This is a genomic window from Rhizobium sp. WSM409 (assembly GCF_057653825.1).
In genome coordinates this window covers 374,303-387,105 of the sequence record NZ_JBYGKP010000003.1, presented here as the reverse complement: position 1 = coordinate 387,105, position 12,803 = coordinate 374,303, and the positions used below count along the sequence as shown (strand labels likewise).

At 61.3% G+C, this 12,803-nt stretch carries 10 protein-coding genes and 1 pseudogene; 3 read left to right on the top strand and 8 right to left on the bottom strand.

Annotation, left to right across the window (positions count from 1 at the left end):
• Positions 1-17 precede the first annotated feature (17 nt).
• A pseudogene (locus AC25BC_RS29485) lies at positions 18-392 on the bottom strand (hypothetical protein).
• 134 nt (positions 393-526) lie between these two features.
• Here AC25BC_RS29485 and AC25BC_RS29480 point away from each other — a divergent pair.
• The 3 genes from AC25BC_RS29480 to AC25BC_RS29470 are packed head-to-tail and all read left to right on the top strand — an operon-like array spanning position 527 to position 1,917.
• A complete protein-coding gene (locus tag AC25BC_RS29480) occupies positions 527-841 on the top strand; it encodes a hypothetical protein (RefSeq protein WP_003554014.1) in 315 nt (104 codons plus the stop codon).
• A gap of 53 nt (positions 842-894) precedes the next feature.
• Positions 895-1,185, top strand: coding sequence for a DUF3175 domain-containing protein (locus tag AC25BC_RS29475; protein ID WP_003554016.1), 291 nt, complete (start codon positions 895-897; stop codon positions 1,183-1,185).
• Positions 1,186-1,191: 6 nt separating this feature from the next.
• Positions 1,192-1,917 carry a glutathione S-transferase gene (locus AC25BC_RS29470; RefSeq protein WP_017996502.1) on the top strand — a complete coding sequence of 242 codons (726 nt, stop codon included), beginning with the start codon at positions 1,192-1,194 and terminating at the stop codon, positions 1,915-1,917.
• Positions 1,918-2,050: 133 nt separating this feature from the next.
• Here the strand turns inward: AC25BC_RS29470 and ligD are convergent, their stop codons facing one another.
• From ligD to AC25BC_RS29435, 7 genes are all read right to left on the bottom strand, one after another.
• Positions 2,051-2,929, bottom strand: a complete 879-nt coding sequence (ligD, locus tag AC25BC_RS29465; RefSeq protein ID WP_128407612.1) for a non-homologous end-joining DNA ligase — start codon at positions 2,927-2,929, stop codon at positions 2,051-2,053.
• Positions 2,926-3,933: a DNA topoisomerase IB gene (locus AC25BC_RS29460; protein WP_003554023.1), complete on the bottom strand. Its 1,008-nt coding sequence runs from the start codon at positions 3,931-3,933 to the stop codon at positions 2,926-2,928. The genes ligD and AC25BC_RS29460 overlap by 4 nt, the downstream gene beginning before the upstream one ends.
• A gap of 15 nt (positions 3,934-3,948) precedes the next feature.
• The gene (glgX, locus tag AC25BC_RS29455) at positions 3,949-6,105 is read right to left on the bottom strand and encodes a glycogen debranching protein GlgX (RefSeq protein ID WP_017996504.1); all 2,157 of its coding nucleotides are present in this window, start codon (positions 6,103-6,105) and stop codon (positions 3,949-3,951) included.
• A gap of 104 nt (positions 6,106-6,209) precedes the next feature.
• Positions 6,210-7,004, bottom strand: coding sequence for an SDR family NAD(P)-dependent oxidoreductase (locus tag AC25BC_RS29450; protein ID WP_128407611.1), 795 nt, complete (start codon positions 7,002-7,004; stop codon positions 6,210-6,212).
• 115 nt (positions 7,005-7,119) lie between these two features.
• Positions 7,120-7,710, bottom strand: a complete 591-nt coding sequence (locus AC25BC_RS29445; RefSeq protein WP_128438631.1) for a DUF4760 domain-containing protein — start codon at positions 7,708-7,710, stop codon at positions 7,120-7,122.
• Positions 7,707-8,174: a hypothetical protein gene (locus AC25BC_RS29440; protein ID WP_026157616.1), complete on the bottom strand. Its 468-nt coding sequence runs from the start codon at positions 8,172-8,174 to the stop codon at positions 7,707-7,709. The genes AC25BC_RS29445 and AC25BC_RS29440 overlap by 4 nt, the downstream gene beginning before the upstream one ends.
• Positions 8,161-12,738 (bottom strand): caspase family protein, encoded by a 4,578-nt coding sequence (locus AC25BC_RS29435; protein WP_487778575.1) that lies wholly within the window; start codon positions 12,736-12,738, stop codon positions 8,161-8,163. Before AC25BC_RS29435 ends, AC25BC_RS29440 begins: the two co-directional genes overlap by 14 nt.
• Positions 12,739-12,803 lie beyond the last annotated feature (65 nt).

The following is a 12,803-nucleotide window of genomic DNA, read 5'->3' as shown; positions in this document are numbered from 1 at the left end:
ATGCTACAACTTTTGCTTTATGCGTCCGCGCCGTCGAGCTCAGGATATTTCCGCATCAGATCCACCTCGCTGGTGCAACTTTCGTCGCGCGCCGTCAGCTCGATCGAGATCGTGTCGGCAGGGTCGAGACGGCCATCATCGTGATGGCTGCCGCCATCGTGAAAACTGCCATCGTCGTGATAGGGGGATGCGCGCACCGCTCTGACTGACCAGCACGGCATCACGCCTGAAGCCCCTCCGTAGCAGCCAGTCAGGCGGCGCCATCAAACGGATGTCGACCTCATAGGAACGCCCCTTCCCGTGCTTGAGGCTGACGGTTAGATGACCGGTGATACCTGGCCGTTCACGTCGATCGCACCGTTTCCATCGGCTTTGACGATGTGTTTTTCCATGTTCTCGGCTGCTTCTTATGCACATCGGAAACCTGACAAACCCGGCTTTTGTTCCGAATTCGGCCCAATGACCTGGGCGGGAACTTTTGGGCTCCGTACCGGTTCAGTCCCTTTGCAAACCACAGGAGGCCGAGATGCCGAGAGGTGATAAATCCGACTATACCGACAAGCAGAAGCGCAAAGCCGAGCACATCGAGGAGGGCTACGAGGATCGCGGCGTCTCCGAGAAGGAAGCCGAACGGCGTGCTTGGGCGACCGTCAACAAGGAAAGCGGCGGCGGCAATAAATCCGGTTCCGGCCGCGGCAAGAAGGATACGCATGAATCCTCCGAAAAGGGCGGCCGCGTCGGCGGTGCGGCATCCGCCGCACGCTCGAAGGAGGAACGTTCCGCTTCCGCGAAGAAGGCCGCGGCGACGCGCAAGCGTAACGAACACCACAGCCACCATTGACTAGGATGCGGCAGCGGAGGCTTTCCGCCAGCCACACGGGGAGTTTTAGACCCATGGCCAAATCGAAAAAGAAATGGTCTCAGGACGTCACCGAACGCAGCGATGCGATGGACCTGAAGGAAGGCGTGTTCAAATCGGACGATCCGAGGAAGATTGCCCGTTCCGTCAAGCACTCCGCCGAGGAGAGTGATCGCCGCAAGTCGAGCCCTTATCGCGCTGCCATGTCGATGCTGACCTTCTACATTAACCGCGCGGGCGACCAACTGACGAAAAAGCGGCGCGGAACCCTTGAAAAGGCCAAGGACGAACTGCGAAAAGACTTCGGTCGTAAACCGAAGGATTGAGCAGCCATGGCATACGAGCTTTATTATTGGGACGGCATTCAAGGCCGTGGCGAATTCGTGCGGTTGGCGCTGGAAGAAGTCGGCGCCGCATATATCGACGTTACCCGCCAGCCCGGGCGCGGCACCGGCGCCATGATGGAAGTGATGGAGAGCGAAAGCGAAACGCACATTCCCTTTGCGCCACCGTTCCTGAAGGACGGCGACCTTATTATACCGCATGTCGCCAACATCCTGTTTTATCTCGGACCGAAACTCGGCCTTGCGCCTGAGGATGACGGCCTTCGCCATGTCGTCAACGGCCTGCAGCTGACTGTCACCGATTTCGTCGCCGAAGCGCATGATACGCATCACCCGATCGACATGTCGCTTTATTACGAGGACCAGAAGCCAGAGGCAAAAGCCCGCTCGGCCGCCTTCATCCGCGACCGCATTCCGAAATTCCTCGGTTATTTCGAGCGGGTGCTGCGACAGAACCCGAAAGGCCCCAACCATCTGGTCGGCGATGCGCTGACCTATGTCGACCTCTCGCTCTTCCAGGTAATCGAGGGCCTGAATTACGCCTTTCCGAAAGCCATGACGAAGCGCAAGGCGGAATATCCCTGCCTCTTGGCTCTGCATGACGCGGTCGCGAAGCGTCCGAACATCGCCAGCTATCTCGCCTCCGCCCGCCGCCTCGCCTTCAACGAGGAAGGGATTTTCAGGCATTATCCTGAGCTGGACGGTGCCGGCTGAGACAAGAGAAATTTCAGGAAAAGTGCGAAGCGGTTTTCGCCAGTCAAAGCGCGAAGCGGTTTTGCCGGGACTGCGTAAAAGTAAAAGGATAGAGCGGCTTCTGCGCTTCCGTTAAAGCCGAACTAAAAGCCGTTCATTCCAGCGGAACGGCCGCATCGAAGAAATTTCCCCATGGATCCTTCGGCCGGGTCTCCAACCGTTGCGGCACGTTGGCGAGCGTGAAAGCGGCCGGACCGCTCACCTCGTTCAATTCTGACCAATCCAGCGGCATGGAAACCGGCGCGCCCGATCGTGCCCGCGTCGAATAGGCCGCGACCGCCGTGTTGCCGCGGCCGTTGCGGAGATAATCGATGTAGATATGTCCACCGCGTTTTGCCTTTGTCGCGGTTGCCAGATATTTGTCCGGCGCATCGGCCGACATGCTTTCGGCCAGTGAATGGGCGAAATCCTTCACCTCGGCCCAGCCGGCCTTCGGCGAAAGCGGCGTCACCACATGCAGCCCCTTGCCGCCCGACGTCTTGACGAAGGCAGCCAGGCCGCGGGCTTCCAGCCGCGACTTCAATTCAAGCGCTGCTGCTATCACCGCGCTCCAGGTCACGTCTTCGCCGGGATCGAGGTCCATGGTGACCATATCGGGTCTTTCCCAATTGTCGGCCGTTGCCCCCCAGGGATGAATTTCGAGCACGGCCGACTGCACCAGCGCCACGAGACCGTTGAAATCGCCGATGCGCAGCAAATTTTCGCCGTCCGCATCCTGCGGGTCGGCGATCTCCTCGATGTGCGGATTCATGCCCTTCCAGGCATGTTTCTGGAAAAATCGCTGTTGGCCCTTTATGCCGTCCGGCAAACGCAACAATGCCAAGGGCCGGTTGACGACATAAGGCGCCATGAATGGCCAGACCGCCGCGTAGTAATCCGCCAGCGCCTGCTTGGTCACGCCCTCGTCCGGCCAGTAGAGCCGGTCGGGATGCGTCAAGGATACGTCCGATGCCGGCGTATGTCTGGGGCTCATTCTTCGATCTCGCTTGTGAGGAAATCAAGTAGCCTGTTTTCCTCGGCCCGCAAGCCCCGCAGCGGCTCGTTGCCAGTCTCGATCAGCGGATGATCGTTGCCGGCGAGCGCGATGATCGCGGGATGGATATAGCTCGAGCGCGAGATCGCCGGTGTGTTGTGTAGCGCCTCGGCCGCGGCCTCCGACATCTGCTTCACGGTCGGCCGGCCGCCACCGAGGATCGTCTCGCGCGCCGCTCCGAAAGCCGCCAGCGATCCGGCCCAGGTGCGAAAGGTCTTCGCCGAAATCGGAATGCCCGATATCTCGGCCAGATAGGCGTTCAATCGCCCGGAATCGATTGGCTTCAGCGTCCCGCTTTCGTCCTTCCAGACGAAGAGTTGGCGGCCTGGCAGGTCGGCTATCTCCTCCAGGATCTTCTGCAGCCTGGGATGCTTGAGACTGCGCTGGACGCGCTTGCCACCTTTCGCACGGAATTTCAGTTCGATCTGCCCGTCGACGATCTTCAGGTGGCGTTTTAGCAGCGTCGTTGCGCCATAGGTGCCGTTCTCCCTGACATAGGCCTGATTGCCGACGCGTAGGTGCGCCTCGTCGAGCAGCGTCGTCAAGGCCGCAAGCACGCCATTGACATCCTCTGCACCGGTATCGAGATGGCGCAGCACGGTGCGGCGTATTCGAGGCAGCGCCCGGCCGAACTCGATCAATTGATGGAATTTTCCCGCACTTCGGAAGGATTGCCATTCCTTATGGTAGCGGTATTGCTTGCGCCCGCGCGCATCGAAGCCTGTCGCCTGCAAATGGCCGTTGTCGTAGAGGCAGATCCAGACATTCTCATAGGCTGGGGGCAGACCGAGCGCGCCTATGCGCGCCCGCTGCAATTCGTCGGCAAGCGTCGTACCGTCGGGCATCACATAGCTGAAGCCCTTACCCTTCCTTCGCCTGCGGATGCCTGGTTCGGTGTCGCTGACATAGACAAGACCAAGGTCGGTGATGGCTTCGGCATTCATGTTCTCTGCGACCCGTTACTTGCTCCTGCGGCCGAACTGGAACCAGCGGCGACGCTCGGCTTTTGTCGCGCCTTTCGGCGGCTCGGTTTGTCCCTTCGGCGCGAAGACCGCCACGCTCTGGGCATAGACGATGACCGGATTCTCTGGTTCGCGCACCTCGAAAGAACCCGTCTCCGAGCCCGTGTCGAGAACCCTCGACCACTGTTTCAGCCCATTCACCACGGGTAGGTGAACCTCGCAGTCGCCACCTGCATTAAAGACGAGGAACAGGTCGTCCATCTCCTCGGTGTCCGGTGCATGCACGCTCCTCGAGACGTAGACGCCGAGTACCTGCAAACCGTCGTCGTTCCAGGCCCCATCGTCCATGAAACCGCCATCTGGCTTGTACCAGGCGATCTCGATGCGTCCGTCGTCGGCTGTCTCTCCGGTCAGGAACCGCTCCTGCCGCAAGACGGGATGGGCCTTGCGGAAGGCGACGGCCTGCCGGCAGAAATCGAGGAAGGGGTCGTCGAGCCCCGACCAATCCGTCCAGCCGATCTCGTTGTCCTGGCAATAGGCGTTGTTGTTGCCGCCTTGGCTGTTGCCCAGCTCGTCGCCGGCAAGGATCATCGGAACGCCCTGGGAGAGCATCAGCGTCGCCATCAGATTGCGGCGCCGCCGCGCCCGAAGGCTGTTGATGTCCCCGTTATCCGTCACGCCTTCGGCACCCATATTGTCCGAATGATTGTCCGAATGTCCGTCCCTGTTCTCCTCGCCGTTCGCGTCATTGTGCTTGTCGTCGAAGGAAACCGTGTCCATCAACGTGAAGCCGTCATGGGCCGACAGCAGATTGATCGATGACGTCGCGCCCCGGTCCGAGTGGTTGAACTGTACCGCCGAGCCGGTGATGCGTTGCGAGATCTCCGAGACCATGCCGCCATCGCCCTTCCAAAAGCGACGCACGTCGTCACGAAACTTGTCGTTCCACTCACGGAAGGGATGTGGAAAGCCGCCAACCTGATAACCGCCATCGCCCACGTCCCAGGGCTCGGCGATCAGCTTGACACCGGCAAGGATCGGATCCTGGCGGATTGCGCCGAAGAACAGGCCCTGCCGATCGAATTCCATATCCTGGCGGCCGAGCGTGCTGGCAAGGTCGAAACGGAAGCCGTCGATATGCATGACGCCGACCCAGTAGCGCAGGCTGTCGAGCACCATGCGCATCACCATGGGATTGGCGGCATTCAGGGTGTTTCCGGTCCCCGTGGTATCGAAGGTGTGGCGCGGATCGTCGGGGGAGAGAATGTAATAGCTCGCATTGTCGAGCCCGCGGAAGGACAGCGTCGGCCCTTTCTCGCTGCCTTCGGCGGTATGGTTATAGACCACGTCCATGATGACTTCGATGCCGGCGGCATGGAACTTCTTCACCATGGTCTTGATTTCGGTGATCTTGTCGCCGGACAAGTAGCGCGATTGCGGCGCGAAGAAGCCGAGTGTCTGATAGCCCCAATAATTGCGTAGGTTTTTTTCCAGGAGATAACGATCGTCGAGGAAATACTGGATCGGCAGTAGCTCGATCGCCGAGATGCCGAGCTTGACGAGATGGTCGATGATCGGATCGCTGCACATGCCGAGAAAGGTGCCGCGTAGCCGGTCTGGCACCTTCGGATGGATCATCGTCAGGCCGCGCACATGCGCCTCGTAGATGATGGTGTCGGGCCAGGGACGGCGGATCGCCTCTTCACCCGCCCAATCGAAGTCCGGATCCTGCACCACGCCCTTGACCATGAAGGGGGCGCTGTCACGCTCGTCGAAGGAAAGGTCGTCCTCGCCGATCTGGTAACCGAACAGCGCGTCATCCCATTTAAGCTCGCCCGTCACTTGTTTGGCATAGGGGTCGAGCAGGAGCTTGTTCGGATTGAAGCGATGGCCGGCTTGTGGGTCATAGGGGCCGTGGGCGCGATAACCGTAGACCGTGCCCGGGCCGACGCCGGCGATATAGCCCGACCAGATGTCGCCTTCGCGCTTCGGCAACGGCAGCCGGGCAATCTCGTTCTTTCCGTCAGGCGAGAAGAGGCAGAGCTCCATCTGTTCCGCATGGGCGGAGAATACCGCGAAATGGGTGCCAGAACCCGTATACTCCGCTCCCAGCTCCGGCTTGAGGAAGTCGAGTTCCGAAAATGAAAAGCTCATGGTGCCCCGCTTGGTGAAAAGAACAAGCGGGAAACGTCACGGCGGTTCGAAAGTTCCCTTTTTTAAAAAGGGAAAGCGAGGATCTTGCCCGCCGATCGAGGCGTTCACGGCATCAGCTGGCCGCCATTGACCTCGATGATCTGGCCGGTGATGTAGCCCGACAGCGTCGGCGAGGCGAGGAAGAGATAGGCGCCGACGCAATCTTCCGACGTGCCGACGAAGCCCATCGGGATCGACTTGCGCTGCAGCTCCATCTGCTCGTCATTGGTATAACGCTCGTGGAAGGGCGTGGCGATAACGCCCGGCGCCACTGCGTTGACTCGGATCCGGTCGGGGACGAATTCCTTGGCATGGCCGCGCGTGATCGTCGAAACGAAGCCCTTGGACGCCGCATAGAGGATCGCACCATTGCCGCCGCCATTGCGCGCAGCGATCGAGGTGGTGTTGATGATAAATCCACCCTGCTTCTTCAGCCAAGGATGCGCCGCACGTGTTGCCGCCAGCACCGAGCGGGCGTTGAGGTCCATGACCGCGGCATAATGGGCGTCGGTATATTCCGAGGTCGGCTTGCGCCCCAGCATGCCGCCGGCATTGTTGATGAGCCCGTCGAGATGACCGAAGGTCTTCGCCGTCTCCTCGACGACACGCTCGGTCTCGCCTTCCCTCGACACGTCGCCCTGGATCAGGTGCACGGTGCCGCCGGCAGACCGGATCTCGTCTGCAAGCTTCTCCGCCGGTTCGCGGCTGGCATTGTAATGCACGCCGACCTTGGCCCCTTGAGCCGCAAAGGCGCGGGCCAGCGCCGCGCCGATCCCGGTCGAGGCGCCGGTGATCAGCACGGCCTTGCCGGACAGGTCCGGCAGCTTGATGGATGCGAGCGATTGCGCAAGTTCGACCATGGCGACGATTGCCTCCCGAATAACCAAGGACATAGGTGATGAAACGACTAGGAGAAGTCTTATCAGGGGAAATCGGCGAAGGGCAATGCACGAAAGGGAGAGATTCGCAGGGTGCCTAGTCCCGACCAGCGGGATTGAGTTCCCGAGAGAGATCGACAAGTGTCGCGCCCCGGCCTGGCAATGTTTCCTTGCTGCTTTCGATATAAGGACCATAGGCATCGAGGAAAGACTGCACGGTATCATTGAAGAAGACCGCGGTTGTCTCCTTGGAGCAGAGCGACGCACTCACGCAAAGACCAAGCCGGTTGAAGAAATAGACGACCTCCCTGACCTGCTCCTGGCGTGCGGGCTCCTGCGCGATCCGACGGTTGAAGGACTGCAGCAGGTTGTCCCTGGCGCGTCCGCTCGTCTCAGCCGTCTTCCTGTCGGCGGGCGGGACCGTCGCGATGAACGCCGTGTAGAACTCACGAAGTTCACCATAGGCTTGCCGATAGCCCTGCGTTTCCCAGGTCTCAATGAGGGTGAGCGTATATTTCGTCCGTTCGGTCTCCTGGTTCTCGCGGTACTCGAAGACTGCCCAAAAGATTCCCCCCACCGCGCCGACGAAGGTCACAACGGTGATAATGCTGCTCAGAAGCGACCAGCCGGCATCGGAAACGTAGAAGAAAGAGAGGCCGGCCGGCCGCCTGGATGATGGCTGGCTCATGGCTTGCAGTTCTCGACCAGATCGAACCGCACCGACGGATCGATCGTGCCTTCGTGACCATCCAGCAACCGCTTCAGGCAAACAAGGCCTGCCTCATCGAAGATGTAGACGGAGCGTAGCTCGCGCTGGTTCCGTGCTGTGGATTCACCTCCGGGCGGTAATAGCCCGGGCATCCGATCAAGACCGCGGCGTTCGCGTCCGTCGTCCCCGGCGCAGGCGGAGAGATCGACCTCCGCATTGCTCGTTTCCGCGCTCCGGGCGGTTGAAAGAAACTTTTCATAGTCCTGACGGAAGCATTTTGCCCTTACCTCATCCAGCTCGACGACCTCGTCACAAATGAGGCACGCGGCGCCGGCGGCGGCAGGTGCGAGAAGCAGCATGGCGGCGGCAGGTGCGAGAAGCAGCATGGCAGCTGCCAGGGCCGCAACCGTTTTATACGCGTCGCGAAATCTAAAAGAGGGCATAGTCTCCCACCAGTCGGCTGTTGATGATCCAGGGTGTCTGCTTGCCGTCGCTCGCCGCGAAAACCAGCGTCTTGACGCCGCGATACAGTTCGGAGGCCTCGATGCGACCATTGTGATTGTGGTCATAACGATCGCGTTCCTTTCCAAGGACGGTAACGATCGCGTTGGTGAACAGGCCGCCGACCTCCCGCCGCCCAAGCGACTCCTGTCGCCCCTTCGCAGCGGCGAGAATGGTGAGATTGGATTTAAGGGCGACGAGGCTGTTGGCGAGATCGTCGTTGGTGGTGAAAGCCCCGGTCCCCGCGGCGCCGGAGTGGCAGGCGTCAAGAAGGATGGTGATGCGCGCCTCGGTCCTTTCGAACAGCGCGGCCAGCCGGTCGAAAGGCAAGGCTGTGTGTTCGAGATCCGTTGGATCGGTGGCAGACGTCGCGAAATAGAAACGCCCATTGCGATCCTGCATGCCATGGCCGGCCAGAAACAGGACCGCGTGGTCCCCACGGACCAGCCCGTCCAGCAGTCGCGCCGTCGCCTCCAGTATGGCCTCGGGTGTGGCACGCCTGTCCTTCGGCCCTGCCTCGCCGCGGAACGGTGGCTCTTTACCAAGCGGCTCGGTCAGCGTTTCGAGCACCGTGCCTGCATCGCGCAGAGGGTAATTGAGCGAACGGAGGCGCTCATCCTCGTAAGTGTTCACGCCGATGACGAGCGCGCGGGTGACCGCACGGCGCGCAAGCGGCTCGCCGAGATCAGCCGATACCGGGAGGCTCGCCAGGCCCGCAGAATTGAATCCGATGACCGACACCCAACGCGCGTCCTTGAGCCTCTCGATCGACACTGCATTTCCGATGGTGGCTGCATCAACCGTTCCGGTCAGAACACCGTCCTGAAAAACGGACATATGCACCGTCTCAGCCGGGTCGAAGTGCAATACGGCTCTTACGCGACTGCCGTTTTCCTCGAGCGCAATCTCGCCTGTCAACGACGGCGGTACGCCCACCTCGGCGACGGCCTGCGGCGTCTGCCCTCGATCAAGAACGGCGCGCGCCAGATCTGGGACCTGGCGCGCTATGCCGAACCGGTCGAGACTATACTGTCCAACCCTACCGGGAAACTTCAGATCGATGAGGGCGGCGGCCTCGGCTGTCGCGTCGTAAAAGTAGTCCCTGGTCCAGACCGCGATCTCGTCGTCGGCGATGCGCCCGGACAGAAGCGACTGCCTATCGTCCAGAATGGCGTGAATATAGAAGTTGCCGTCAGAATTAAGTTGCACCGCATGGCGACGGTCTTTCGTCAACCAGGCGTCGACGAGGAGGTCGCCATTCGGAAGATTCTCGCCGATCCAGAGGAACTTCTGTGTTGCGCGGTCACGCACGGTAATGACGCCGTTGCCGGGCGCATAGGTCAGCAGCAGGTCGTCATTGGCTTTGATACGAAAAGCGTGCTGGTACCACAGACGATGGGCATTGTTTTCGAAGAAAAATGCGCCTTCCGCCTGAAGTGCCGCACTCGCCGCCGGCGCGGGGCGCGCGATATCCATGACGTAAAGGGCAGCATAGGGCCTGAGGCTCCCGAACGTCGCCCCCGCGACACACTCCGCACGCGCCACCCATACCGCCCCGCGAGACGTGCGGACGGTCGAGACCTCGACAACATCGCGAGGCGCCGACAGCGAGCCCATGCCCCCCGAGCTTGAGGATTCTCCGAGCAGAAGATGTTCACAGTCGGAGATGGGACCCTCCTCCCCGACGGGCAGAGCCCAGTCGAATCGCCAGCCCGCACGCTCCGCCTCGCGGCGGAAGCGCCCCATCGCCTCTGCCGATCGTTTCAGCCGCTGGTCGCGATCAAGCGCGTGAAGGGCGTTGTTTTCACCCGCGGCGTAGGACGCGAGGAGGCGTTCACCGTCGACCATTGGATCGAGCGCGACGCCGAGGCGCAAGAGTTGTTCGGGCAAGGCAGCGGCGAGAGGCGTGTCGTTGCCGGCTCTGGTGGAGCCTTGGTCGTTCGATGCCACAGCGGTATCGATCATGACTGCCTGAAGCTCAATTTTGGCCAACGTGCGCGACAGGCTCTCCGTAAAATCGCGGGGGCGGCGGCTGTCGGCTTCCGCGACCTCCCAGTCTTCCCAGGTACTGGTCGTCTTGAAGCCGCCGGCAACATCGAATTCCCGAGCGACACTGACGGGCGACACCATGCCAAGCGACCAGAACATATGAAAATGAAGGGGAATTGTCTCGCCACCTTCGGAACTGTAAGCGCCCGAAGAATTCGCGATCGAGGCGTAATCCGGGTTCTGGAGCGCACCAACGCGGTAGCCGGCGCCACCCCAGATGGCGTAGGCAGCATTCTCCAGATCGATCGCCACGCGCGTTTGACCGCGTTGCGCCGTGCAGCAAGACGGCCCGGTAATCTGTTCCCGTATGCGCAAATGATCGCCGAAGGTAGAGGAAAAATTCACCTCCGCCCAAGGCGCGAGTGTGGTGAAGACGACACTGTCGCCGAGCGCCCAGCGAAGGTCGCCGGCGTCCGCTGTCGCGGCCGTATGCCCATCGACCATGTCGACGATGTCGAGCCGGCCATTATGCTCGACGCCGATGAAGCGGTGGGTTGGCGAGATCTGCAGGTGTGTGCCTGCCCGCTCGACGATTTCCGTCCCGCTTGCCGCATCCAGCAGAAGAAAGCGGGTATCGTTGAGGAGGATGCGGCGGGAGAATTTAGGGATATCGATGCTATGTGTGAACGCCGCGCGACCCTCGGCGGTGTTGAGGACGATCTCGGCGGGCGCCGGTGCGATTTCGAGCCGCTCCGACTCTTCCTTCAGAACGATCTCCTCCTCGCAGGCGCGCAGATAACCCACCAATGAGACGGATAGGTTCAAAGGCCCGGCTTGCAGCGGAATGGCTGAAACTGAACCACTCGCCGCGGCGCCGCGCGTCGCCAGAGCGACCATGGCGCGTGTCTTGCCGAGACCGGTTTTGATCGCGAACGGATTGGGTGCATCAGGAGCCAACGCGACATGCCCCTTGCCCTTAAAACGGACGGGCTGTTCTGCTTTGACCATGAACCAAACCGGTATGCGATCTTCGAGCGTGTTGCCCGACCACTCGATCGCAAAGCTGTTTCCGGCGCGGAGCGGTCCCTGATGCGGCAGTGTCCATTGGAATTTTTCGGCCAGGCGCCGGAGCGTCTCCTTCTCCTCGTCGCATGACCCGCCGAGCCTGCGAGCAGCTTGCTTCACGCGGGCCTGGAAGCCTTCCAGCGGCTCGCCCTCGTGCCACCCGACCGCTCCATCCACGATCGGTCCCGGACCGCGGGTGGGTGGAGGTGCTAAACCCACTTTCCGGCCATCGAAAACGCCGCTCTTTGCGGCTGCGTAGGGTTTCGGCGAGCCCTTTGCGGACTTCAGGAAACATACCCCGCCGCTCGGGTTGAACGTATAGGCTCGGCACATGTCGGTTTCGGAGCAGATCGCGATACATTCGCCTTCCTTCAGGCCACGCAGAAGCGGATCGGTCAGCCCATGTCGAATGTCATCGCCGCCAAGATCCGTATTCGGCTGCGAGGTCCAGGTTCCTTCGGACACGGTGGCCTCGGCCAGTTCGTCGGCAAGACGGGAGAACTGGCCAGGGAAGGGATCCTGGCCGCTACGAAGCCTGGCGAGGAGGGTAGCACATGCCTTTCCAACCCGGTCGTACTCGGGGCCGAATTGCGCGAGACCGAAGGACATCGACCATGTCCCCAACTTGAGGTTCAGCGACCGCCCGGAGGAAAGGCGGGCGATGAGCGCTGCATCGCGACCGGCATCGAGGACCGGTCTCTTGCGGATGCCATCGAGGGGAAGCGTTGCCTCAGGGCCCCGATCCACCGTCAGTCCCGCGCTCGAGACCGACGGTGTCGAGTAGCCCGCTACCTCTTCGAAATCAAGGACCACACCGGCTTCGGCATCGCAGGCAAGACGAAGGCAGACTTTGCTGTAGCCGGTGGAGGCGCAGATTTTGCTGCCTATCCCCGTGTCGTCCGGCTGCCACGGTGGCAAGGCCGCATCGCCGACAACCGGGCCTGTCCCATGGGAAAGCTCCTCCTCCATGTTGACGGCATGTGCCTCGCGGATCGATGCCGGCGCCTCCCAGCTCCGATCGGCTGCCCAGGCCGCCATGGCAGCCATGGTCGCTTGGTCTGTCTGGCCATTCACCGGCCCCGAATAGTAGCCGAGCCGTGAGAGGGCCGATTGAACGCGACGAACAGTCCCATCTTCTGGACCAGAGCCTGGACGATCCTGTTCTGCGACCTGTCCCTGCGCGCGTTCAGCTTCAAGAGAATTGAGATGCGCGACACGGAGGGTTGTTGGAGCCTCCCATCCCCGGTCGCGTGCCCACGCTACCACCGAACTCCACGTCTCGACCCCGGCATTTCCGTCGATCGGACCATGATAGTAACCGAGCGCTTCCAGGGCACGCTGCAGGCGTTGCACTTGCGATCTTGTCAGCTGTGATTGAAGAGTCGGTATCGGTTTAGACGGTGGGCTACCAGCATCTGGCGGCGCGGCATCACGTGTGACGCCGTCGGTCAAGCTCCTGATGATGTCGAGTGGAGACTGCGCCAGAGCCGGCTGCGACAGCAACATGATACATGCCA